Source organism: Alsobacter sp. KACC 23698 (assembly GCF_045348435.1).
Taxonomy (GTDB): Bacteria; Pseudomonadota; Alphaproteobacteria; order Rhizobiales; family Beijerinckiaceae; genus Alsobacter.
In genome coordinates this window covers 4242855-4264765 of sequence record NZ_CP157484.1, presented here as the reverse complement: position 1 = coordinate 4264765, position 21911 = coordinate 4242855, and the positions used below count along the sequence as shown (strand labels likewise).

Sequence of the window (21911 nt, the reverse complement as noted above, 5' to 3'; positions counted from 1 at the left end):
GGTCTCGCCTATGGAGCGGGGACGCGGCCGCGGGCTGGGGCGCAGGCCGCCGGACTTCAGCTCGACAGAGCCGCGCTCAGCTCCCTTATATTGTTTCTGATCATCTCGATGTAAGTCCCCGCGGGTCCGCCCTGCTCGGAAAGCGCATCCGAGTAGAGCTTGCCGCCGACCTTGGCGCCGGTCTCTCGGGTGATGCGCTGCATCAGCCTCGGATCGGAGACGTTCTCCAGGAACACGGCCGGGACCTTCTCGGCCCGGATCTGGCGGATGATGCGCGCCACGTCCCGGGCGGAGGCCTCCGCTTCCGTCGACACGCCCTGGGGAGCGATGAACGCCACCCCATAGGCGCGGCCGAAATAGCCGAAGGCGTCATGGGTGGTGACGATCCGCCGGCGATCGGCCGGGATGCGGGCGATGGCGGCGCGGACCTCCGCGTCAAGCGCATCCAGTTGCGCCAGATAGGCGGCGGCGCGCTCGTCATAGACCGCCTTGCCGGCCGGGTCGGCGGCCGAGAGTCCGTCCCGGATAGCCGCGACGTAAGCTTTGGCGTTGGCGACGTCCTGCCAGGCGTGCGGATCGGCGTGAGGCGCTTCGCCGCCCTCGCGCGATTCCAGCGGCTTGACGCCGGCGCTTGCGGTCACGACCGGCGCCCTGGAGCCGGACGCCCGGACGAGGCGGTCGATCCAGCCCTCCAGGCCGAGGCCGTTGACGACCACGAGCCTGGCGCCGGCCAGCGTCCTGGCGTCCGCCGGGCTGGGCTGGAACACGTGCGCGTCGCCATTGGGGCCGACCAGCGAGACGGCCTGGACCCGGTCGCCCCCGACCTGCCGGACGAAATCTCCCAGGATGGAGAAGCTCGCCACCACGGGGATGCGCTCGGCCGGCGCCGCCTGGGCTGTGGCCGGACACGGCCCGGACAGGGCCAGGGCGGCCGCGAGGACGAGCCCCAGGAGCGATCGTCTGTCGGGCATGGGGCGCCTTTGCATCGGATCCATCAGGCTTCGAGATGGCGGCGGGGGACCAGGCGCAGCAGCCAGCCGCGCTGCGTGCCGAAGAGCAGCGAGGCCACGTAGAAGCCGCCCGCCGTCAGGATCATGGTCGGGCCGCTCGGCAGGCCGACATGGTAGGAGACCAGCAGCCCGATGACGCTCGATGCGATCCCCAGCGCGGTCGCCAGGGCGATCAGGCCGGTCACGTCGCGGGTCCAGAAACGGGCCGAGATCGCGGGCAGCATCATGATCCCCACCGCCAGCAGGGTCCCGAGCGCGTGGAAGCCCGCCACGAGGTTCAGCACCACCAGGGCCAGGAAGGCGAGGTGGGTGGGGCCGCCCATGCGGCTCACGGATCTCAGGAACCCGGGATCGACGCTCTCCAGCACGAGCGGGCGATAGAGCAGCGCCAGGGCCACGAGGGTGACGGACGAAATCGAGGCGAGCAGCAGCAGGGTGGCGTCGTCCAGCGCCAGCACGCTGCCGAACAGCACGTGCAGGAGGTCGATGCTCGATCCCCGGACCGACACCAGGGTGACGCCGAGCGCCAGCGAGAGCAGGTAGAAGGCGGCCAGAGAGGCGTCTTCGGTGAGCGCCGTCGTGCGCGCCACCGCGCCGGCCAGGAGCGCGACCGCGAGGCCGGCGCCGAGCCCGCCCACCGTCATCCAGCCCAGCGAAAGGCCCGTGAGCAGATAGGCCACGGCGGCGCCGGGCAGGATGGCGTGCGCCATCGCGTCTCCGACCAGGCTCATGCGCCGCAGCATCAGGAAGACGCCCAGCGGCCCCGCGCCAAGCGACAGCGCCAGCGCGCCGACGAGGCCGCGCCGCATGAACTCGAACTCGACGAAGGGGGCCACGATGGCGTCGTACAGCAAGGGCTTCTCCTCCCTCGGGCTCGCCGCCGCGGGGCGTCGTCGGCCTGGGTCCTGGGGATCGCCTCAGGCGGCGCGGTTGCAGGCCGCCGCGAATGGGTCTGGGGCCTCCACCATCCGGCGCGCCTTCAGGAGGTTCTCGGGGGTCATCACCTCGTCGGTGCGGCCCCATGCGACGGCTTCCCGGGCGACCAGCAGGGTCTGCGGGAACACCGACCGGACCACGTCGAAATCGTGCAGGACGGCGATGACGGTGCGCTCCTCGGCGTGCCAGCGGCGCACCAGGTCGAGGAGGTCGGCGCTGGTCTTGGCGTCGATGGCGGTGAGCGGCTCGTCCAGCAGGATCACGCCGGCGTCCTGCAGCAGCAGGCGGGCGAAGAGCGCGCGCTGCATCTGGCCGCCCGAGAGCGACCCGATGGACCGGTCCTCGAAGCCGGTCAGGCCGACCGCCGCGATGGCCGTCTCGATGGCGTCGCGGTCGCGCCGCCCGACGCCGCCCAGCACGCCGCTGCGCCGCCACAGGCCCATGGCGACGAGGTCGTAGACATGGATCGGAAAGGCGCGGTCGATGTCGGCGGCCTGCGGGAGATAGGCCACCCGGACGCCGGGCTTATCGAACGCGATGGAGCCGCCGAGGGGCTTCAAGGCGCCGGCGATCCCCTTCAGCAGGGTTGACTTGCCGGCCCCGTTCGGGCCCACGACGGCGAGCAGGCTGCCGGCCGGCGCCTCGCCGCGTAGATGATGCACGACCGGATGACGCTCATAGCCGAGCGTGACGTCGTGGAAGCGGATGGCGCTCATGCGGCGGGTCCCTTCAGGCCAGGGCCCAGGCGACCATCGCCCACAGCGCGACCAGGATCGCGCCGACGCCGGCCAGGCGCTGCGCCGCGGAGAGCCGCAGCAGCGAGAAGGGCGGGGACGCGGGATGGCGGTGGGCGTGCTGCACGAGCAGGAACTCCAGGCGGGCGCAGCCTTGGGCCGCGGCGACCGGATTTTACAACATCACATTCCGGGCGCAAGCCGAATGTTATGTTGTAACATTCAGCCTTGGGGCTTTCCCCAGCCCGGGAGGCGGGAGGGCCCGCCTCGCCTCAGAACGGGTGGTACTGGTAGAGCCAGGTCTCGCTCAGCACCTCGTCGCCGTGCTTGAGATAGAGGCGCATCTCCACCGGGTCCTTGCCGTCGACCGTGAAGTCGAACTGGGCGCGCCAGTGGCCGGGGATCTCGTTCGGCACCGCCTCGGTGTAGATGTAGGAGAACGTCCCGCGGGAGGCCCACAGCACGGGCTCGGGCTTCACGCCGAAGGGCATCTTGGACAGCACGTCGCCCTTGAACTCGACCATGAACTTGCGCACGCCCTTGGGCCGCGGCTGGCCGGGCTGGCCCCCATTGCCCATGCGGGTCGCCATGCAGCGGGCCAGGGGCGACGGATAGGGCTCGTCGGCCAGCCAGTGCAGCCGGTAGCGCAGGTCGTAGCTCTTGCCCGCGGCCGTGGGGTCGCGCGGCACCCACATGGCCACGATGTTGTCGTGGATCTCGTCGTCGGTCGGGATCTCGGTAAGCTGGATCGCGCCGTCGCCCCAGTCGCCCAGGGGCTCCACCCAGGCGGTCGGGCGCAGCTGGTAGCGCACGCCGTCCTGGTAGTTCTCGAAATTGCGGTCGCGCTGGCACAGCCCGAAGCCGCGGGGGGACTGGTCCACGAAGCTGGAGACCATGATGCGGGAGGGGTTGTTGAGCGGCCGCCAGATGTGCTCGCCCTTGCCGTTCCACATCGCCAGGCCGTCGGAGTCGTGGATCTCCGGGCGCCAGTCCGCGGCGGTGGGCTTCACGGTCTCGGAGAACCAGTACATCGACGTGAGCGGGGCCACGCCCATGCGCTCGACCGGCTTGCGCAGGTTGATGTTGGCGTCGATCTCCATCACCACGCCCTTGCCGCGCGACAGCGCGAAGCGGTAGGCGCCGGTCAGGCTCGGGCTGTCCATCAGGGCGTTGACGATCAGCGGGTCCTTCTCGGTCAGGGCCGGCTCGAACCAGAAGGAGACGAAGTCGGGGAACTCCTCCGGGCTCGCCGTGCCGGGGCCGAGCGCCAGCCCGCGGGCCGAGAGGCCGACCTGGCCGAGCTCGCCGACGGCGCGGAAATAGGACGCGCCCAGGAAGGTGGCCCAGGGCTCGGCCTTCTTCCAGGCCGGGGAGTTGCGGCTCTCGTGCACCCAGAAGCCGGCGAAGGCGGAGGGCTCGGGCGGCAGCTTGCGGGCGACATGGTCCGGGCCGCCCATGAACAGGTTGGGGTTGTACTGGATCTCGCGCGACGCTCCCTTCTCGATGAGGTGCATCCGCACGGTCTTCTGGAAATACAGCCCGACATGCTGGAAGCTGATCGGGAAGACGCTGCCGCCTTCGCCCCAGAGCGCGTTCTCCAGCTTGTAGCGAAGCTTGCCGTGGGCGTCGTAGTCGATCTGGCGGACGATGTCGGGGTTGGGCCGCGGCGGGCTCTCATAGGGCTTGCCGGCGAGCTCCTTGGCGTGGCGCTTCAGCCCCTCGAAGCTGAAGGGCTCGGCGGGGCCGAAGGTCAGTCCATCGGCCTTCTGGGCCTGGGCCGGCCCGACGCCCAGGGCGGCGGCGGCTTGGACGGCGGCGGACAACTGGAGGAAGGTGCGGCGATCGAGGCTCATGACGGGGCCATATTGGGCGAGAGGATCGAAACCGCAACGGTCCGGCGCGACCTTCACCAGCGAAATCGATGGCGCGATGTCGCCGACCCGCGCGGGAAAGCCGCGACGCGGCCGCGGCGACGGGCGCGAGCGCGCCAAAACGGGCCGGTTCGGACGGCGTCCTTGCAAAAGCTTGTCTTTTGGCGACGCTTTGGGGCACTGTGCGGCCATCTTGGGCCGCAAGGCCGGCTTTGCAAAACCATTCGCGGGCGAACCGCGATCCCCAACCCCAGGGAGAGAAACGTGATCAGAAGCATCGCTCGCGTGGCGTGCGCCGCCGCCTTCGGTCTGGCCGCCCATGCGCCGGCCTCAGCCGCAGACTTCATCAACGTGCTGACGGGCGGCACCTCCGGCGTCTACTACCCGATGGGAGTGGCGCTGGCGAAGCTCTATGGCGAGGCCATCCCGGGCGCGCGCCCCTCGGTCCAGGCCACCAAGGCGTCGGTCGAAAACCTCAACCTGCTCCAGCAGGGCAAGGGCGAGATCGCCTTCACGCTCGGCGACAGCCTCGCCTTCGCGTGGGAGGGCAACGAGGAAGCTGGGTTCAAGGCCAAGCTCACCAAGCTGCGCGGCGTCTCGGCCATCTACCCCAACTACATCCAGGTGGTGGCGTCCAAGGAGAGCGGCATCAAGACGCTGGCGGACCTGAAGGGCAAGCGCCTCTCGGTGGGCGCGCCGAAGTCCGGCACGGAGCTGAACGCCCGCGCCATCCTGAACGGCGCCGGCATCACCTACAAGGACCTGGGCAAGGTGGAGTACCTGCCCTTCGCCGAATCCGTCGACCTGATGAAGAACCGCCAGCTCGACGCGACGCTGCAGTCGGCCGGCCTCGGCGTGGCGGCCATCCGCGACCTCGCCTCGTCGGTCGACATCATCGTGGTCGAGATCCCGGCCGCGATCGTCGACAAGGTCGGCGCGCCCTACGTCAAGGCGACCATCCCGGCCAACACCTATACGGGCCAGGACAAGGACGTGCAGGCCGCCGCCGTCATCAATTACCTGGTGACGCGCTCCGACCTGAAGGACGACGAGGTCTACGCCATGACGAAGGCGATGTATGATCGCCTGCCCGAGCTGGCCTCCGCCCACAGCGCCGGCAAGGAGATCTCGCTCCAGAACGCCCTGCAGGGCATGCCCATCCCGCTGCATCCGGGCGCCGAGCGCTTCTTCAAGGAGAAGGGCGTGGCCAAGTAGGCCAGCCCGACCCCCCCCGCCTCCGACGAAGCCTGCCGCGGCGCGCCGCCGCGGCCCATACCTGCCCGGGACGCCAGCCTGATGACCGACGCTTCTCTGCGCGCCGACTCCATGCCCTCAACCTCCCTCACCGAGATGGAGATCGAGCACGGGCTGCCGCCCGGCTGGGGCGTGGGGTGGCCCGCCAAGGCGCTGTTCGCCATCGCGCTGGCCTTCTCGGTGTTCCAGATCGCCACCTCCATCTACGCCATCCTGCCCACGCAGGTGCTGCGGACCGTCCATGTCGGGTTTCTGGTGCTGGTCGCCTGCGCGCTGGTCGCCAACCACAAGGCGCCTCCGGGCCTGTGGCGCATGCTCGCCTGGCTGGTCGGGCTCGTCGGCTTCGGGGTGGGGCTCTATCACTGGATCTTCTATCTCGACCTCGTGAATCGGGCGGGCGAGCTCACCCAACTCGACATGGTCGTCGGCCTGACCGGGCTGGTGATCCTGTTCGGCGCGGCCTGGTTCCTGATGGGCGCGGCGCTGCCGCTCATCTGCCTGGCCTTCGTGGCCTATGCGCTGTTCGGGGACTATCTGCCGGCCCCGCTGGACCACCGCGGCTTCAGCCTCGAGCAGGTGGTCGAACAGTTCGCGTTCGGCACGGAAGGGATCTACTCGACCCCGACCGGCGTCTCGGCGACCTATATCTATCTCTTCATCCTGTTCGGCGCGTTCCTGGAGCGGGCCGGCATGATCCAGTTCTTCAACGACGTGTCGCTGGGCCTCGTCGGCTCGACCCGGGGCGGCGCGGCCAAGGTGGCGGTCGTGTCCTCCGCCTTCATGGGCACCATCTCGGGCTCGGGCGTGGCCAATGTGGTCACGGTCGGCCAGTTCACCATCCCGCTGATGAAGCGCTTCGGCTACAAGGCCTCCTTCGCGGGGGGCGTCGAGGCGACCGCCTCGATGGGCGGCCAGATCATGCCGCCCGTGATGGGCGCGGTGGCGTTCATCATGGCCGAGAACATCGGCGTGCCCTACGCCGAGATCGTCAAGGCGGCGATCATCCCGGCGATCCTGTATTTCGCGTCGGCGTTCTGGATGGTGCACCTGGAGGCCGGCAAGGAAGGGCTGCACGGCGTGCCGCGGTCGGAGCTGCCGAGCCCGCTCGCCGCCCTCAGGCGCCAGTGGCACCTCGTGCTGCCGCTCGGCGTCCTCATCTACCTCCTGATGCACGGCTTCACGCCGCTGTTCGCCGGATCCGTCGGGCTGGCGCTGACCGTCGTGATGATCCTGGGCGGCGCGATCGCGCTCGGCCTGTCGGCCCAGGCCTTTCGGGTGGCGTTCTGGATCGTGGTCGGCCTGACGGCGGCCTCGTTCCTGTGGCTCGGCATCGGCATCGTGCTGACGCTGGTCGCGGTGCTGATCGCCGCCAACCTGTTCAGCCGGGGAGGGCGCGAGACGCTCGTCATGTGCCGAGACGCGCTGGCGGACGGCGCCCGCCAGGCCCTGCCGGTCGGCCTCGCCTGCGCCATCGTGGGCACCGTCATCGGCACGATGACGCTCACCGGCGCGGCCACCATCCTGGGCGGCTACATCGTGGGCTTCGGCGAGAACTCGGTGTTCCTGTGCCTGCTCCTGGTGATGGTGACGTCGATCGTGCTCGGGACGGGGCTGCCCACCATCCCGACCTACATCATCACGGCGTCGCTGGCCGCGCCCGCGCTGCTCAAGCTCGGCGTGCCGCTGATCGTCAGCCACATGTTCGTGTTCTACTACGGCATCATCGCCGACCTGACGCCGCCGGTGGCGCTGGCGGCGCTGGCCGCGGCGCCCATCGCCAAGGCGTCGCCCGACGCCATCGGCTGGCAGGCCACCCGCATCGCCCTGGCGGGCTTCCTCATCCCGTTCATGTCCGTCTACGAGCCGTCGCTGATGCTCCAGTCCGGGGGCGCGATCGCGGCCCAGTACGGCTACTGGGTGGAGGTCGTGCTGGTGTTCGCCAAGGCGCTGGTGGTGATCGGCATGTCCGGCGTGGCGGCCATCGGCTATCTGGCGGTCAGGACCACGCTCGCGGAGCGGGCGCTGGCGGGCGTCGCGGCCGCGCTGATCATCGGCGACTTCCCGTGGAGCGACACGTCCGGCCTCGTCCTCGCGGCGGTCGTGACGGCGCTCAACGTCGCCCGGGCGAGACGCGCGCCGGCGCGGGCCTGAGGTGCCGGGCCTGTGCGTCTACGCCGCCGGCGCGCTCGTGGCGAAGCTCGCCGGCGCGGCGGCGTTCACGCTGGCCTGGACGCACTCCATCGAGAAGATCCCGTGGGAGGAGGACTGGCGCGTCACCGCGGCGGGCCTCGTGCTGGAGCAGGCCCGGGTGAAGGGCAGCGGGGCCGGGATGGAGCCGCCGCCCGAGGCCAGGCTGGAAGGCGGAGTCTGGCGCTGGGCCCCGCGCGTGCCGGCGCTGCCGGAGCTCGTGCTCAGGCGCTCGGGCTTCACGGCGGACTGGCGCCTGTGCGTCGACGGCCGATGCCGCCCCATGGACGAGTTGGTTCCGGCCGAAGCGGACCCGGTGACGCTGCGCGCCTGCCCGGCGGAGCCGGTCAGTTCCGGATCGGCTCGACCTTGACGGCGCGCTGCATGAAGCGGAACAGCCCGTACAGGCCCATCGCGCCGAAGATCGCCATGAAGGCGTATTCATACGCCGTCCCGAGCTGGAAGATGCCGGCCAGAGCCCAGCCCGCCGCCAGCGCAAGTCCCACGAGTTCGGTCCCGACCAGGATGCCGACGCTCACGATCGTGAGCAGGTTCTTGCGGTTCAAGCTGCCGGTCGCGGCCACGCGTCTCTCCCTCGTCGTTCTGACGCCCATGGACTATATCGGCGCAGGGCCGCGTGCAAGGATGCGCGTCGCCGGCGCCCGCCGGCCTTTCCCGTTCCGCAGAGCCTAGAACCGATCATGTCCGACACGCCGGTCTTCTCGAAAGCCGCCGCCGCGGCCCCTCACCGCCTCGCCGCGCAGGCGGGCCGGGAGACGCTGGCCGAAGGCGGGAACGCCATTGAGGCCATGATCGCCATGGCGGCCGTGATCGCGGTGGTCTACCCGCACATGAACGCGGTCGGCGGCGACGGCTTTTGGCTCATCCGCGAGCCGTCCGGCCGCATGCGGGCCATCGAGGCCTGCGGCCCGGCGGGCAGCCTCGCCACCATCAAGCGCTATCGCGACAAGGAGTGCGACGCGATCCCGTCGCGCGGGCCGGACGCCGCCGTCACGGTGGCGGGCGCGGTCGGCGGCTGGGCGCTGGCGAACGAGCTCTCGCAGGCGATCGGCGGGCGGCTGCCGCTGAAGACGCTGCTGGAGGCCGCCATCGGCTACGCCCGCGACGGCTGCGCGGTCACGGCGTCGGAGGCCCGCGGCGTCCCCAACCTGTTCGCCGAGCTGAAGCAGGCGCCGGGCTTCGCCAAGCTCTTCCTCGACCAGGACGGCAATCTGCCGAAAGCCGGCGCGATCCGGACGATGCCGGCCCTGGCTGCGACGCTGGACCAGCTCGGAAACGCCGGGCTGGACGACTTCTACCGCGGCGATGTCGGCCGCGAGATCGCGGCGGACCTGGAGCGGATCGGCGCGCCGGTGACGCGGGCCGACCTGGAGCGCTACCGGGCCAGGATGGTCGAGCCGCTCGCGGTCGCGATCCCGGGCGCGCAGCTCTACAATTTCCCGCCGCCCACCCAGGGGCTGGCCTCGCTGATCATCCTGGCGCTGTTCTCGCGGCTGGGCGTCTCCCGCGGCGAGGGCTTCGAGCATCTGCACGGGATGGTGGAGGCGACCAAGCGCGCCTTCCGGGTGCGCGACGCGGTCGTGACCGACCCGGCCCGCCTCCTCTACGAGCCCGCCGACTATCTGTCGGCGGCGTTCCTGGACGGCGAGGCGCAGGCGATCTCGATGACCCAGGCGGCGCAGTTCCCGCTCGCCTGGGGCGAGGGCGACACGGTGTGGATGGGCGCGATCGACGCCAAGGGCATGGCGGTGTCCTACATCCAGTCGACCTATTGGGAGTACGGCTCGGGCTGCGTGCTGCCGACCACCGGCATGTTGTGGCAGAACCGCGGGATCTCGTTCTCGCTCAATCCGAACGCCGTCAACCCGCTGGAGCCTGGCCGCAAGCCCTTCCACACTCTCAACCCGGCCCTGGCGGTGCTGGAGGACGGCCGCGTGATGTCCTATGGGTCGATGGGCGGCGACGGGCAGCCGCAGTTCCAGGCGGCGATCTTCTCGCGCTACGCGCAATTCGGCATGGATCCGGCCGCGGCCGTCGATGCGCCGCGCTGGCTGCTCGGCAAGACCTGGGGCTCCGCCTCCACGTCGCTGAAGCTGGAGAACCGGTTCGATCCCTCCCTCATCCGCGCCCTGGAGAAGGCCGGGCACGAGGTGGAGGTGCTGGCCGACGGCTATTCCGACACGCTCGGCCACGCCGGCATGCTGGTCCGCGACCCGCGCAACGGCGCCGTCAGCGCCGTTCACGATCCCCGGTCGGACGGCGGCTCGGCCGGCGTCTGATCACGCACCACGTTCCGGAGGTTCCGATGCCCACCCAGGATGATCCCGTCCACGCCTTCATGCCCTATCCGGAGCATCCGGTCGCCAACGCGCCTTCGGGGCCGCTGGCCGGCCTCACGCTGGCCGTGAAGGACATCTTCGACGTCGCCGGCTACCGCACCGGCTGCGGCCAGCCGACCAAGCTCGCGCTCTCCGACGTGAAGCCGCAAAACGCGCCGATCGTGCAGCGCTTCCTCGACGCCGGGGCGCGCTTCGTCGGCAAGACCCACACGGTCGAGCTCGCCTATTCGCTGAACGGCAAGAACAACCATTTCGGCACGCCCATCAATCCCGCCGCGCCCGACAGGGTCCCGGGGGGCTCCTCATCCGGCTCGGCCGCCGCGACGGCGGGGCGCCTCTGCGACATTGGGCTCGGCTCCGACACGGGCGGCTCTGTGCGCGGGCCGGCGAGCTATTGCGGCCTCTATGGGATTCGGCCCACCCACGGGCGCCTCCCGCTCGACCTCACGATGCCGCTGGCGGCGAGCTTCGACACGCCCGGCTGGTTCACCCGGGACGAGCGCACGTTCGAGCGCGTCGGCGCCGCCATCCTGGGCGACGACCCGCATCCGCTCGCCGGAACGCCGCGCCTCCTCAAGGCCGAGGACTGCTTCGGCCTGGCCGAGGACGCGCCCGTGCGCCAGCTCGAGACGCTGCTGGGGCGGATCGACCGCATGCTTCATCCCATCAACGGGACGACCGTCGCCGCGCCGGACTTCGACGCGCTCTACTGGGCCTTCCGCTGGCTGCAGGGCGTGGAATCCTGGCAGTCGCATGGCGCTTTCATCACCGCCTTCAAGCCGGCGCTCGGCCCGGGCATCGGCGAGCGGTTCGAATACGGGCGCACCGTCACCGAGAAGGACGCGACGGAAGGCCGCTCGATCCGCGAGAGCTTCCGGCGTCACCTCGGGCTGCTGCTCGGGGCCGACGGGGTGCTGATGCTGCCGACCGTCCCCGGACCGGCGCCGCTGCTGGCCGCCGACGAGGCCGCGCTGGAGACGTCGCGGGCGCAATCCTTGCGGCTGCTGTGCCTCTCGGGGCTGTCCGGTTTCCCGCAGGTGTCGATCCCGGCGGGCGAGCATGAGGGCGGGCCGTTCGGCCTGTCGCTGATCGGTCCGGCCGGCTCGGACCTGTCGCTCGTGCGCCTCGCCGGCGAGGTCGCCCGCGCGATGGCGGTGAAGATCGCCTGAGGCGACAATTCGAGAGGTCGGATTCAGGGTCGATTCAGGAGATTGGCGCATTCTGCGGTGGACGGGCCAGGACGGCCCTTTCGCCGGAGGCGACCATGAAAGCCCTGACCCTGGCCCGGCTGAGCCACGCACCGCCCTACCGTCTGGTCGACGTATTGATCATGGCCGGCCTCGCCGCGATCCTGGTGCTGCGCCTGTCGCAGGTGGCCTCGACCGTCGCGTGAGCCGCGGCGGCTAGAGGGGCGCCAGCTGGCCGCCGTCGGCGACCAGCGCTGAGCCCGTCATGAAGCCCCCGGCCCGCGACGCGAGCAGCAGGAGCGGGCCGTCGAGATCGGAATCCTCGCCGAAGCGACGCATCGGGATGGCCGGCAGCATCGCCTGCCCGGCCGGGGAGGCGAGCCAGTCGCGGTTGATGTCGGTGGCGATATAGCCGGGACACAGCGCGTTCACCCGGATCCGCTTGGGCGCGAGCTCCAGCGCCAGCGCCTTGGTGAGCTGCAGCAGCGCCGCCTTCGAGGTGGCGTAGGCGCCGACGCCCTTCTGCACCCCGAACCCCAGGATCGACGCGATGTTGACGATCGCGCCCGGCCGTCCGGGCGTCGCCAGCCGGGCCGCTAGCTCCTGCGAGGCGAACAGCGCGGCGTCGAGGTTCAGGGCCATCACGCGGGTCCAGCTCTCGGGCGTCTCGTCGGTGAGGCGGGCCGCGGGCGCGATGCCGGCGTTGTTGACCAGAATGGTGACCACGCCGAACGCCTCCTGGGCGGCGTCGAAGGCCCTGGCCAGGGCGGCCCGGTCGGTGACGTCCGCCTCCACGGCGAGAGCCTCGCCGCCGCGCGCCCGGATGGCCTCGACCTGCGCGTCCAGCGCGCCGCGCCGGCGCGCCACGAGCGCCACCTTGGCGCCGTTGGCGGCCAGCACCGCGGCGAAGCGGGCGCCCAGCCCGCCCGAGGCTCCCGTCACCAGCGCGACGTCTCCGGAAAGGTCGAACAGCTGCGAGGCGATCATGGCGGCTCCGTTTCGTGACGGCGCGGATGATGACAGGAGCACGCGCGAGGCGGTAGCCTGATCGCCCGGAAAGCAGGCGCCATGACCCAGCATCACGACCACCCCCATCCGCACGACCACGGCCACGGGCATGACCACGATCATGACCATGGCCACGCGCACGACATGTCGGAGCTGTCGGAAACGGCGCTGCGGGTGCGGGCGCTGGAGTCGATCCTGGTCGAGAAGGGGCTGATCGACCCCGCCGCGCTCGACGTGCTGATCGAGACCTATGAGACGCGGATCGGACCCCGCAACGGCGCCCGCGTGGTCGCCAAGGCGTGGGCCGATGCGGCCTATCTGCAGCGGCTGCGGGCCGACGCCACCGCGGCCATCGCGGAGCTCGGCTTCGGCGGGCGCCAGGGCGAGCACATGCTGGTCGTGGAGAACACACCGCAGGAGCACAACCTCGTCGTCTGCACCCTGTGCTCCTGCTATCCGTGGCCCGTGCTCGGGCTGCCGCCCGTCTGGTACAAGTCCGCGCCCTACCGGTCGCGCGCGGTGATCGATCCGCGCGGCGTGCTGGCCGAGTTCGGCGTCGTCCTGCCGGCCTCCACCCGGATCAGGGTGTGGGATTCGACGGCGGAACTGCGCTACCTCGTCCTGCCGATGCGCCCGGAGGGGACGCAGGGCTGGAGCGAGGAGCGCCTCGCCGGGCTGGTGACGCGCGATTCCATGATCGGGACCGGCCTGGCGCTGGACCCCTCGGCGGCGGGAGACGCGGCATGAACGGCGCCCAGGACCTCGGCGGCATGATGGGGTTCGGCCCGGTCTCGCCCGAGCCGGACGAGCCCGCGTTCCATGCCGAATGGGAGAAGCGCGCTTTGGCGGTGACGCTGGCCTGCGGCGGCCTCGGCGAGTGGAACATCGACATGAGCCGCCACGCCCGCGAGACGCTGCCGCCGCCCGAATACCTGACCTCGAGCTATTACGAGATCTGGACCAAGGGGCTCCTGAAGCTGCTGGCCGCCCGCGGCCTCGTCGGGGCGGACGAGATCGAGGCCGGCCATGCGCTGCGCCCGGCGCGGCCGACCGCCCGGCCCGTCGTGACGGCGCAGAACGTCCCTGCCATGCTGGCGCGGGGCGGCCCCTGCGAGCGCCCGGCGGAGCGGCCGGCGCGGTTCGGCGTCGGGGACGCCGTGGTCACCCGCGTGATGCACCCGACCGGCCACACGCGGCTGCCGCGCTACGCCCGCGGCAAGGCGGGCGTGGTCGAGCGCGTCCACGGCGCGCATGTGTTTCCCGACAGCAACGCGCATGGCCAGGGCGAAAACCCGCAATGGTGCTACTCGGTGCGCTTTTCCGGGGTGGAGCTGTGGGGCGAGGGGGCCGATCCGACGCTGAGCGTCAGCATCGACTGCTGGGAGCCCTATCTGGATCCCGCGCCGTGAGCGGCGGCGATCCGCACGCCGCCGCGCTGGCGGCCGTACCGTCGCTGCCCTGCGACGCGGCCGGGCCGGTGTTCCGCGAACCCTGGGAGGCGCAGGCCTTCGCGATGGCGGTGGCGCTGAACCAGGCCGGCCTGTTCACCTGGCCGGAATGGGCCGAGCGCCTCAGCGCCGAGATCCGCCGCGCCCAGGCCGGGGGCGACCCGGATACGGGCGAGACCTACTATCGGCACTGGCTCGCGGCGCTGGAGGGGCTCGTCGTCGAGCGCGGAGCCGCCGCCGCGGAGGCGCTCGCGGCGCGGCGCGACGCGTGGGACCGGGCCGCGCGGGCGACGCCGCATGGCGCGCCGATCCTGCTGGACAACGACCCCCTGCGGGCCGCCCGAGGCTAGCCGGCGCCGCCTCCCGCGAGGCCAAGGACGAGCGCCAGCCCGAGCGCGAACACGAAAGCGCTGGCCAGCACCTCCAGCCCGCCCGCGATCCACTCTCCGGCCTGCCCGCGTCCGGCGGCCGCCCGCAGGGCCGCGCCCTTGGCGAAGACGGCCAGCGCGGCGAGCGCCGAGGTGGTGAGCGCGGTCCCCAGGCCCATCGCCACCACGGCCCCGACGCCCGCGGCGAACAGGCCCTGCGCCATGGCGAAGACCAGCACGATGATCGCGCCCGAGCACGGCCGCAGCCCCGCCGCCAGCACCGCGCCGGCGGCCTCCCGCCAGCCGCCCGAGGTCCGCTCCGGCCCCGGCAGGTGGGCATGGCCGCAGTCCGGCCCGCAGGCCTCGCCCGGCGCGTGGGAGTGGACGGCGCCGTCGGGCGCGATCCGGGCCGCCAGGCGCTGCGACTTGCGCCAGGTCAGCGCCGCTCCGACCAGCGCCACCGCGGCGAAGCTGGCGATCTCGACCGCGCTCGTCACCCCGGTCATGCGCAGGGCGGTGACGCGCAGGATTCCCGACAGCACCGAGACGAGCGCGATCGCCACCAGGGCCTGCAGGGCCGCGGCCGCGAAGGCCATGGCGAGGCCGCGCTTCAGCGCCTGTTCGTTGGCCAGGATCCAGGCCGAGATCACCGCCTTGCCGTGGCCCGGGCCGGCGGCGTGGAAGACCCCGTAGGCGAAGCTCAGGCCGGCCAGCGTCCAGCCGGCGGCGCCGTGCTGTTTCATCTCGCGGATCGCGGCCGTGAGCTGCTGGTAGAAGCCGCCCTGGGTGGCCAGGATCCAGCCGACCAGGCCGGTCGCCGAGCCGCCGCCCTCGCGCACGCCGACCCCGAAGGGGCTGCGCGGAGGCGGGGCCGCGGCTAGGCCGCCCATGGCCCAGGACAGCGCCGCGCCCGCCAGGCCCACGAGCGCCAGGGCGGCCAGCGCGATGGCCGCGCCCAGGAGGACGCGCCTGCGCCGGGCAGGCAGGCCGCCTCGCCCTTGTGCGACGACGCTGCTCACGGCCGGCCCCGCGTCACGGGCATGCGATGATCACCTTGGAGGCGAATTGCAGGCCCATATTGGCGTTGGCGAAGTAGTCTTCCGTCAAGGCGGGCTGCTTGGCCTGGTCCGGCTTCTTCGGGCGCGAGAGCTGGATGGCGCAGCCTTTCGGGGCGGCGGTAAGCGTCACGGCGTCGTCGCCCTCCGCATAGGAGAAGTCGACGAAGAAGGTGGGGTCGTACACGTCCAGGATCAGCGTCCGCTTGGCGACGGCGGGCTCCTTCAGGGGCAGGGTGAAATGCAGGACGAGCTTGCCGTCGGCATGCTCCAGCCCATAATCGACCGGCGCGGCGAAGTCCTGCCGCTTGCCGTCGGCCTTCACCACGGTGAAGAACCCGTATTCGGAGAGGGATTCGGTGTTGACCTTGGCGAGATCGGCCAGCTCCTCGGGCGAGTAGACGCCGTCATTATTCGCGTCCAGGCCCTGCACGGCGTAGCTGGAATAGGCCTCGTCGAAGCTCCAGCGGTGCTTGACGGCGCCGATGCGGCCGTCCGGCGTCCACACCACCTCGCACTTCACCACCACCCAGACATGCGGATGCGCGAGCGCCGGCCGGGCCAGCGCCGACAGGGCCAGCAGGGCGGCCAGCAGCAGCCTCAGTCGTTTCGGCATGGTCCCGGCGCCCCCTACGGTGTCCAGCGTGATGGCTTGCCGCCGAACCGCGGCGAAAGCGGGGCGCGGGCGCGCCTCACTTCTGGACGACGATGCGGCCCTCGACGCGGCTCTCGATGGTCCCGAGGCGCCGGGCGTAGACCATGACGTCGTTCGCCATCAGGCTGTCGCCGGTGTCGATCGTCGCCGCGACCTTGCCGGCCAGCGCCGTGTAGCCGTCGCCGCCGCGCAGCATGAAGTCGTTGGTGGCCACCCTGTAGATCTTGGCCTCGTCGAGCGGGACGCCGTTCACCTGGACGGAGAGCACGCGCTTGCCCACCGGCTGGCGCGCGTCGGCCTCGACCTTCAGGCCGGACACCTGCGGGAAGCGCCCGCCGCGGTTCTCGACCTGGCTGAGGCCGTTCTCCAGGGCGGCCTTGACGGCGGCGCCGGTGATCTCCGTCACGGCGGTCTTGTTGCCGAAGGGCAGCTCGCTGAGGACGTCGCGGCGCGTCAGCTTGGCGCCGGCGGGATATTGCCGGTTGGCCCGGATGCCGCCTCCGTTGGTGATGGCGACGTCCGCCTTCATGGCCGCCCGCAGCGCGTCCGCGATGAGGTTGCCGATCGCGGCCTCGCCGCCGCGCACGGTGGCGTTGCGGCTGTCGAGGTCCACCGCCAGGGTGGCGATCTCGACGTCGAGCTCGCGGGAGAGCTCGGCCTCGTAGCGCTTCACGATGGCGAGCACCTCGGGGTCGGGCATCACCGTGGCGGTGTCGATGATGCGGAACTGCGGATGCCATGCCAGCGTGCGCCTCGCGCCGTCGACCTTGAGGTCGAGCGCCACGTCGATGACGACGACGTATTCGGCGTCCTCTCCGGATTCGGCCATGGCGGTCCTGCCGTCATAGGCGACGCGCAGGTCATGGTCGTGGCCGGTCAGCAGCAGGTCGACCGCGCGCGCGTCGAACAGGCGCAGATCCGTGGCGCGGTCGGTGTGGGTGAGCGCGACGACGAAGTCGGCGCCCTTCTCGCGCAGCGCCTTGGCCTCGGCCCGGATCGACTCGACCGAGGGACTGAAGGTCAGGTCGCCGGGGCTGGAGATCGCCGGCGTGGTCTCCAGCGCCGAGCCGAGGAGGCCGATGCGCACGCCGCCGAAGTCCCGGATGACGCTGGGGGAGATCCCCGGCGCGGGGCCGCCGTCCGCGGCGCGGATATTGGCGGCGTAGACGGGGAACTTCGCCTCCGCCATGCGCTTCAGGAACACGTCCTTGCCGAAGTCGAACTCGTGGTTGCCCGGCGTGAAGGCGTCGAGCTTCATGGCGTTGAGGAACTCAATCATGTGCGCGCCCTGGTCGAAACCCGACATCAGGCTGGGCGACAACGTGTCGCCCGCATGCACGAAGAGCGTGTTGGGGTTCTTTTCGCGCTCGGCCTTGACCACGGCGGCGAGGCGGGCCATCCCACCGCGACCCTTCTCCTCGCTCATGACGTAAACGTCGTTGGTGAGCACGAAGGTGACCTTGACCGGACCTGCGGCGGTCTGGGCGAGGGCTGCCCCTTGGGCCAGGATCGCCAGCGCGCCGGCGCCGCCCGCGAGGCGGAAGGTGTCTCTGCGGGTGATCGGGCGCATTCTGGTCTCCATGGCGGGGGTCGTCCGGCATACTGGAAACGAGGATCGGCGTCTTGGCAAGCATGCGGCCGCCATGGCTCCACCCACCCGCCCGGGGGGACGGGCAGGGCTTTACGCGGGGCCGGCACGGCCTAGTTTACGCATTGAATGCGATGAGGAATCCATGACCGTCATGCCCCGTCCCGACGCGGACTTCCGCGCCGTCGGCCCGCTCCCCGAAGCGCACCCGCCCGTGCGCACCGGCAAGATCGGCGTGCTCCTGCTCAATCTCGGCACGCCCGACGCCACCGACTACTGGTCCATGCGCCGCTACCTGAAGGAGTTTCTCTCCGACAGGCGGGTCATCGAGACGCCGCGCTGGCTGTGGTGGCCGATCCTGAACCTCATCATCCTGAGCGTCCGTCCCGGCCCCAAGGGCAAGGACTACGACATCATCTGGAACAAGGAGGCCAATGAGGGGCCGCTGAAGACCATCACGCGCTCCCAGGCGGAGAAGCTCGCCGCGTCGCTTACCGCCAAGGACCCGCGCATCGTGGTCGACTGGGCAATGCGCTACGGCAACCCCTCCACGCCCTCGCGGATCCGGGCGCTGCAGGAGCAGGGCTGCGACCGCATCCTGCTGGCGCCGCTCTATCCGCAGTCCTGCGCGGCCACGACCGCGACCGCCTGCGACAAGGCCTTCGAGCAGCTGATGACGATGCGCTGGCAGCCGGCCGTGCGGGTGGCCGCGCCGTGGCACGACGACCCGGTCTATATCGACGCGCTGGCCAAGACGGTGCGGGCCAAGATGGCGACCCTCGATTTCGAGCCGGACATGATCATCTCGTCCTTCCACGGCGTGCCGATGGAGTATCTGCTCAAGGGCGACCCCTATCACTGCCAGTGCCAGAAGACGGGCCGCCTGCTGCGCGAGGCGCTCGGGCTGTCGAAGGACCGCTTCATGGTGTGCTTCCAGTCGCGGTTCGGGCCGGCCGAATGGCTGAAGCCCTACCTGATCGACACCATGGGCGAGCTGCCTAAGCGCGGCGTCAAGAAGGTGCTGGTGATCGCGCCCGGGTTCTCGGCCGACTGCCTGGAGACGCTCGAGGAGATCGAGGGCGAGAACAAGGAGCACTTCATGCATCACGGCGGCGAGCAGTTCGCCTATGTGCCGTGCCTGAACGACTCCGACGAGGGCATGGACGTCATCCGCGCCGTGGTCGAGCGGGAACTGCAGGGCTGGATCTGAACGGGGCGGCGGCTAATAGAGCCGCGCCGCGTCGTCGCCCGACACCAGCACCAGCAGGATGCACAGGCCGAAGAACAGCAGCGGCGCCGTCACCCTGACATTGCGCTTGATCTCGGGCAGGAGCGCCGGATAGCGACGGGCGAGGCGTGAGCCGGTCTGGCTCAGCATGAGGTCGATCAGCAGCACGAGCGGCAGGTAGAAGTAGCCGAGCGAGATCATCGAGGCGACCGGCGAGTTCAGCGAAATCGAGCCCGGGAAGCTGGATTCGAAGGTGAAGGACAGGGCCGCGAGCGCGAGCAGCGACGAGAAGATCATCGGCGCCCGGTCCTTCTGCGAGATCACGCTGTCCGGCGCCCACAGGATGAAGAGCGACAGCGACATCAGGGCGAAGAACGGCACGAAGAGCCGCAGGATGTAGCGCGGCCAGCTGCGATCGACGGTCGCCACGGCGACCAGCCGCGCATAGGGCTGGGCGTTCCAGCCGAAAAAGGTCTCGTTGCGGAAGGCGATCGAGCCCGCCAGCCAGTTCGTCACCGACAGGTTGCGCTCGATGGTCGAGAAGCCCCGGTCGAGCTCGGTGGTCACGAGGACGACGTCGCTGGCCGGGTGACGCGCCGAGGAAAAGCGCAAGGCGATGGACTGATGGTCGAACGGGAAAGCCCCCATGCCGAGATCCACGCGCAGATCGGCGTCGACGCGGCGGATCAGCGTGACGCGGCCGTCATGGAAGATCGACAGCGCCGTGGTCTGGGCGCGGGGCCGGCCGATCTGGTTCTCGATGGCGACGCCGGGGTTCCAGATGCGGGCCAGCCGCGCCTCCGCCTCGTCGCCCACCCAGTCGATGCGCTCGGCGCCGGCCTCCACTCGGTCGAAGCGCTGGGTGGGATCGACCCAGCGCTGGGTGAACTCGACGAGCGCGCCAGCCTCGCTCTGCACCTCCTGGATGCGGGTGACGTTCAGGACCCGCACGCTCATGCGGACCTCCAGAGGGCGCTCCACGCCGGCGGGAAGGGGCGGCGGGGCGGCCGCGGCGCCCGGAGCCTGCGCGAGAGCCGCCACGGCGGACGCCACGAGCAGCGACGCCGCCAGGACGAGGCTGGCCAGCCTCGTCACGGCTTCGCCGCGGGCGGCGCTCCGGCCGCTTCGGCCAGCGCGCCGAAGGCCCTGGCCGCCCTGGCGACCTCGCGCGCGCCGCCGATCGAGGGCGGAGCGGCCGGCCGCTCGCCTCCGGCGAGACGCTCCGCGTACAGGGCCATGGCTTCGATCGGGCGCAGCAGGAAGGCGCGCACCGAAACCGTCACGACCGAGAAGGCGAGGATGAGCCCGACCGCCCCGATGAAGCCGAGGATCAGCGCCTCGCGGTTGAAGGCCCGGGCCGCCACGTTGACGTTGCGGGCCGCCACCACGCCGCCGATCATCCGGCCGGAGAAATCGAGCAGGGGCTCGTTGACGACGGCGTAGCGGTCCGCGCCGATTACGGATTCGAACTGGATCCGCTCGCGCGCCAGCCGGAACTCCGGATTGGCCACGAGCGCGCCGAAGAGCCGGTCGTCCGTCGAGCCCTGCACGACGACGTCGCCCGCGGCGCCGCGGCCGGTTTGCGTCATCGCGGCCGACAGCACCACCGCGGCCTCCGCGTCGGTCGCGGCCTTGATGGCCTGGAGCAGGGGACGCATGTCGAGGCCGACCTCGGCGGAGCCGACGAGTTTGCCCTCCAGCAGGATGGGGGCGATGCCGCGCAGCGCCAGCACGCCGGTGGGGCCGATCTCGACGCCGCGCTGGCTGCGGCCGGACCGGTTGGCGGCGATGACCATCGGGCGACCCGAGGCGGCGTCGCCGAAGCGCTCGACGTCCTGCAGGCGCACCAGGATCCGCATGTCCGCGTCCTGGAACTGCATCAGCTCGACCCCGGCCTCGCCGCGCAGATAGGCGAAGGTCTCGCCCAAGCGCTCGGCGAGGCCCGGCCGGTCCCGTTGGGCCAGCGCGCGGCGCACCTCGGGCTGGCGCGCCAGCGATTCGGCCTGGGCCAGGGCGAAGGCGCTCGACCGGTCGAGGGCGTCGCGCATGAGCAGTCCGACGGCGGCGAGTTCGGCCTGCCGCCGCGCCCGGGCGTTCTCCAGCCCGCCGCGCAACGCGGTCGCCACCACGGCGCAGATCGCCAGGGACAGGACCCCCGCCGTGACAAGGGAAAGACGCGTTGCGAAGTTCATTCCGAGCGCCGTCCGAGGCGCCCTGGGATGCGGGCGCCGGCCGCCCTAGGGCGGATGATTCCCCGTCAGGCTACGTCACGCAAAGCGTCGCCGACAAGAGTATTTGACAATTGTTATCTCAACATCGGACGAGGCGACGCCGGCGGTCAGGCTCGACCGGTCCGAAACGAAAAAGCCCCGGACGCCGCTTCATCGAAGCGATGTCCAGGGCTCTTGAAATGGTGGGCGCGACAGGGATCGAACCTGTGACCCCTACGATGTCAACGTAGTGCTCTCCCGCTGAGCTACGCGCCCGGCGACGACCGGAGGTCGATCGCGAGTGGCGGGGGTATAGCGGCTCGGTTCGGAGATGGCAAGCGGCGAAAAGCGAGCCGGCCGAGCGCCGATCAGGCGGCCTGGAGCAGCTTCTGGACCTCGTTGACGAGGTCGCGCAGGTGGAAGGGCTTGGACAGCACCTTGGCGTCCTTCGGGGCCTGCGAATCGGGGTTCAGGGCCACGGCGGCGAAGCCGGTGATGAACATCACCTTGATGTCGGGGTCGAGCTCCGTCGCGCGGCGGGCCAGCTCGATGCCGTCCATCTCCGGCATGACGATGTCGGTGAGGAGGAGTTCGAACGGTTCCTCGCGCAAACGGTTGTAGGCCGACAGACCGTTGTCGAAGGAGGCCACGTTGTATCCGGCGTTTTCCAGAGCCTTGACCAGGAACCGACGCATGTCGTTGTCATCTTCGGCCAGGAGGATGCGGGTGGTGAGGGCTGTGTCAGCGGACATGGGTGGCTCCGGTCGTCAATGTCATCAAGCGCGAAGAGGGTAAATAACCCGTGAAAGCCG

At 70.8% G+C, this 21911-nt stretch carries 23 protein-coding genes and 1 tRNA gene; 10 read left to right on the top strand and 14 right to left on the bottom strand.

Annotated features, from left to right (window positions below):
- Nucleotides 1-56: 56 nt before the first annotated feature.
- From ABEG18_RS20325 to ABEG18_RS20305, 5 genes are all read right to left on the bottom strand, one after another.
- Nucleotides 57-971, bottom strand: a complete 915-nt coding sequence (locus ABEG18_RS20325) for a metal ABC transporter substrate-binding protein (protein WP_406854863.1) — start codon at nucleotides 969-971, stop codon at nucleotides 57-59.
- Nucleotides 972-994: 23 nt separating this feature from the next.
- Nucleotides 995-1864 carry a metal ABC transporter permease gene (locus ABEG18_RS20320; protein WP_406854862.1) on the bottom strand — a complete coding sequence of 290 codons (870 nt, stop codon included), beginning with the start codon at nucleotides 1862-1864 and terminating at the stop codon, nucleotides 995-997.
- A 63-nt stretch (nucleotides 1865-1927) separates the two neighbouring features.
- Nucleotides 1928-2662, bottom strand: coding sequence for a zinc ABC transporter ATP-binding protein AztA (aztA, locus tag ABEG18_RS20315; protein ID WP_406854861.1), 735 nt, complete (start codon nucleotides 2660-2662; stop codon nucleotides 1928-1930).
- 13 nt (nucleotides 2663-2675) lie between these two features.
- On the bottom strand, nucleotides 2676-2807 hold the full coding sequence (locus tag ABEG18_RS20310; RefSeq protein ID WP_406854860.1) for a hypothetical protein: 132 nt from the start codon (nucleotides 2805-2807) through the stop codon (nucleotides 2676-2678).
- Between the two features lie 145 nt (nucleotides 2808-2952).
- Nucleotides 2953-4533 carry a glucan biosynthesis protein gene (locus ABEG18_RS20305; protein WP_406854859.1) on the bottom strand — a complete coding sequence of 527 codons (1581 nt, stop codon included), beginning with the start codon at nucleotides 4531-4533 and terminating at the stop codon, nucleotides 2953-2955.
- Nucleotides 4534-4815: 282 nt separating this feature from the next.
- Here ABEG18_RS20305 and ABEG18_RS20300 point away from each other — a divergent pair, with 282 nt between their 5' ends.
- The 3 genes from ABEG18_RS20300 (at nucleotide 4816) to ABEG18_RS20290 (ending at nucleotide 8365) form a co-directional block, all read left to right on the top strand.
- A complete protein-coding gene (locus tag ABEG18_RS20300; RefSeq protein ID WP_406854858.1) occupies nucleotides 4816-5766 on the top strand; it encodes a TAXI family TRAP transporter solute-binding subunit in 951 nt (316 codons plus the stop codon).
- A gap of 81 nt (nucleotides 5767-5847) precedes the next feature.
- Complete coding sequence (locus ABEG18_RS20295; RefSeq protein ID WP_406854857.1) at nucleotides 5848-7956, top strand: TRAP transporter permease; 2109 nt, start codon at nucleotides 5848-5850, stop codon at nucleotides 7954-7956.
- Nucleotide 7957: 1 nt separating this feature from the next.
- A complete protein-coding gene (locus ABEG18_RS20290) occupies nucleotides 7958-8365 on the top strand; it encodes a DUF1850 domain-containing protein (protein WP_406854856.1) in 408 nt (135 codons plus the stop codon).
- Here the strand turns inward: ABEG18_RS20290 and ABEG18_RS20285 are convergent.
- Nucleotides 8340-8576 carry a hypothetical protein gene (locus tag ABEG18_RS20285; RefSeq protein ID WP_406854855.1) on the bottom strand — a complete coding sequence of 79 codons (237 nt, stop codon included), beginning with the start codon at nucleotides 8574-8576 and terminating at the stop codon, nucleotides 8340-8342. The two genes, ABEG18_RS20290 and ABEG18_RS20285, sit on opposite strands and share 26 nt — an antisense overlap.
- Nucleotides 8577-8693: 117 nt before the next feature.
- On the opposite strand from ABEG18_RS20285, the gene ABEG18_RS20280 reads away from it, so the two are divergent.
- The 3 genes from ABEG18_RS20280 (at nucleotide 8694) to ABEG18_RS20270 (ending at nucleotide 11745) form a co-directional block, all read left to right on the top strand.
- The gene (locus ABEG18_RS20280) at nucleotides 8694-10292 is read left to right on the top strand and encodes a gamma-glutamyltransferase family protein (protein ID WP_406854854.1); all 1599 of its coding nucleotides are present in this window, start codon (nucleotides 8694-8696) and stop codon (nucleotides 10290-10292) included.
- A 26-nt stretch (nucleotides 10293-10318) separates the two neighbouring features.
- Nucleotides 10319-11521 (top strand): amidase, encoded by a 1203-nt coding sequence (locus ABEG18_RS20275; RefSeq protein WP_406854853.1) that lies wholly within the window; start codon nucleotides 10319-10321, stop codon nucleotides 11519-11521.
- Between the two features lie 95 nt (nucleotides 11522-11616).
- Nucleotides 11617-11745: a hypothetical protein gene (locus ABEG18_RS20270; protein WP_406854852.1), complete on the top strand. Its 129-nt coding sequence runs from the start codon at nucleotides 11617-11619 to the stop codon at nucleotides 11743-11745.
- Between the two features lie 10 nt (nucleotides 11746-11755).
- Here the strand turns inward: ABEG18_RS20270 and ABEG18_RS20265 are convergent, their stop codons facing one another.
- Complete coding sequence (locus ABEG18_RS20265; protein WP_406854851.1) at nucleotides 11756-12526, bottom strand: SDR family NAD(P)-dependent oxidoreductase; 771 nt, start codon at nucleotides 12524-12526, stop codon at nucleotides 11756-11758.
- A gap of 81 nt (nucleotides 12527-12607) precedes the next feature.
- Here ABEG18_RS20265 and nthA point away from each other — a divergent pair, with 81 nt between their 5' ends.
- Genes nthA through ABEG18_RS20250 form a run of 3 tightly spaced genes read left to right on the top strand, consistent with a single transcriptional unit; the run spans nucleotide 12608 to nucleotide 14345 of the window.
- Entirely contained in the window at nucleotides 12608-13294 is a 687-nt protein-coding gene (gene nthA / locus ABEG18_RS20260) for a nitrile hydratase subunit alpha (RefSeq protein ID WP_406854850.1), read from the top strand.
- The gene (gene nthB / locus ABEG18_RS20255) at nucleotides 13291-13956 is read left to right on the top strand and encodes a nitrile hydratase subunit beta (RefSeq protein WP_406854849.1); all 666 of its coding nucleotides are present in this window, start codon (nucleotides 13291-13293) and stop codon (nucleotides 13954-13956) included. The genes nthA and nthB overlap by 4 nt, the downstream gene beginning before the upstream one ends.
- Entirely contained in the window at nucleotides 13953-14345 is a 393-nt protein-coding gene (locus tag ABEG18_RS20250) for a nitrile hydratase accessory protein (RefSeq protein ID WP_406854848.1), read from the top strand. Before nthB ends, ABEG18_RS20250 begins: the two co-directional genes overlap by 4 nt.
- Here the strand turns inward: ABEG18_RS20250 and ABEG18_RS20245 are convergent.
- The 3 genes from ABEG18_RS20245 to ABEG18_RS20235 form a co-directional block, all read right to left on the bottom strand.
- Nucleotides 14342-15382: a nickel/cobalt transporter gene (locus tag ABEG18_RS20245; RefSeq protein WP_406854847.1), complete on the bottom strand. Its 1041-nt coding sequence runs from the start codon at nucleotides 15380-15382 to the stop codon at nucleotides 14342-14344. The two genes, ABEG18_RS20250 and ABEG18_RS20245, sit on opposite strands and share 4 nt — an antisense overlap.
- Nucleotides 15383-15395: 13 nt before the next feature.
- On the bottom strand, nucleotides 15396-16034 hold the full coding sequence (locus ABEG18_RS20240; protein WP_406854846.1) for a DUF1007 family protein: 639 nt from the start codon (nucleotides 16032-16034) through the stop codon (nucleotides 15396-15398).
- Between the two features lie 76 nt (nucleotides 16035-16110).
- Nucleotides 16111-17643 (bottom strand): bifunctional metallophosphatase/5'-nucleotidase, encoded by a 1533-nt coding sequence (locus ABEG18_RS20235; protein ID WP_406854845.1) that lies wholly within the window; start codon nucleotides 17641-17643, stop codon nucleotides 16111-16113.
- A gap of 163 nt (nucleotides 17644-17806) precedes the next feature.
- On the opposite strand from ABEG18_RS20235, the gene hemH reads away from it, so the two are divergent.
- Nucleotides 17807-18871: a ferrochelatase gene (gene hemH / locus ABEG18_RS20230; protein ID WP_406854844.1), complete on the top strand. Its 1065-nt coding sequence runs from the start codon at nucleotides 17807-17809 to the stop codon at nucleotides 18869-18871.
- 12 nt (nucleotides 18872-18883) lie between these two features.
- Here the strand turns inward: hemH and ABEG18_RS20225 are convergent, their stop codons facing one another.
- The 4 genes from ABEG18_RS20225 to cpdR form a co-directional block, all read right to left on the bottom strand.
- Entirely contained in the window at nucleotides 18884-19984 is a 1101-nt protein-coding gene (locus ABEG18_RS20225) for a neurotransmitter-gated ion-channel ligand-binding protein (protein WP_406854843.1), read from the bottom strand.
- Complete coding sequence (locus tag ABEG18_RS20220; RefSeq protein ID WP_406854842.1) at nucleotides 19981-21081, bottom strand: cache domain-containing protein; 1101 nt, start codon at nucleotides 21079-21081, stop codon at nucleotides 19981-19983. The genes ABEG18_RS20225 and ABEG18_RS20220 overlap by 4 nt, the downstream gene beginning before the upstream one ends.
- A gap of 219 nt (nucleotides 21082-21300) precedes the next feature.
- Nucleotides 21301-21375, bottom strand: a tRNA-Val gene (locus ABEG18_RS20215).
- A gap of 92 nt (nucleotides 21376-21467) precedes the next feature.
- The gene (gene cpdR, locus ABEG18_RS20210; RefSeq protein ID WP_406854841.1) at nucleotides 21468-21851 is read right to left on the bottom strand and encodes a cell cycle two-component system response regulator CpdR; all 384 of its coding nucleotides are present in this window, start codon (nucleotides 21849-21851) and stop codon (nucleotides 21468-21470) included.
- Between the last annotated feature and the right edge of the window lie 60 nt (nucleotides 21852-21911).

Coding starts and splice junctions, on each gene's coding strand:
- ABEG18_RS20235 (WP_406854845.1), bottom strand. CDS start 17,643: ATGCGCCCGATCACCCGCAGAGACACCTTCCGCCTCGCGGGCGGCGCC.
- cpdR (WP_406854841.1), bottom strand. CDS start 21,851: ATGTCCGCTGACACAGCCCTCACCACCCGCATCCTCCTGGCCGAAGAT.
- ABEG18_RS20295 (WP_406854857.1), top strand. CDS start 5,848: ATGACCGACGCTTCTCTGCGCGCCGACTCCATGCCCTCAACCTCCCTC.
- ABEG18_RS20220 (WP_406854842.1), bottom strand. CDS start 21,081: ATGAACTTCGCAACGCGTCTTTCCCTTGTCACGGCGGGGGTCCTGTCC.
- ABEG18_RS20270 (WP_406854852.1), top strand. CDS start 11,617: ATGAAAGCCCTGACCCTGGCCCGGCTGAGCCACGCACCGCCCTACCGT.
- ABEG18_RS20280 (WP_406854854.1), top strand. CDS start 8,694: ATGTCCGACACGCCGGTCTTCTCGAAAGCCGCCGCCGCGGCCCCTCAC.
- nthB (WP_406854849.1), top strand. CDS start 13,291: ATGAACGGCGCCCAGGACCTCGGCGGCATGATGGGGTTCGGCCCGGTC.
- aztA (WP_406854861.1), bottom strand. CDS start 2,662: ATGAGCGCCATCCGCTTCCACGACGTCACGCTCGGCTATGAGCGTCAT.
- hemH (WP_406854844.1), top strand. CDS start 17,807: ATGACCGTCATGCCCCGTCCCGACGCGGACTTCCGCGCCGTCGGCCCG.
- ABEG18_RS20240 (WP_406854846.1), bottom strand. CDS start 16,034: ATGCCGAAACGACTGAGGCTGCTGCTGGCCGCCCTGCTGGCCCTGTCG.
- ABEG18_RS20305 (WP_406854859.1), bottom strand. CDS start 4,533: ATGAGCCTCGATCGCCGCACCTTCCTCCAGTTGTCCGCCGCCGTCCAA.
- nthA (WP_406854850.1), top strand. CDS start 12,608: ATGACCCAGCATCACGACCACCCCCATCCGCACGACCACGGCCACGGG.
- ABEG18_RS20275 (WP_406854853.1), top strand. CDS start 10,319: ATGCCCACCCAGGATGATCCCGTCCACGCCTTCATGCCCTATCCGGAG.
- ABEG18_RS20325 (WP_406854863.1), bottom strand. CDS start 971: ATGCCCGACAGACGATCGCTCCTGGGGCTCGTCCTCGCGGCCGCCCTG.
- ABEG18_RS20265 (WP_406854851.1), bottom strand. CDS start 12,526: ATGATCGCCTCGCAGCTGTTCGACCTTTCCGGAGACGTCGCGCTGGTG.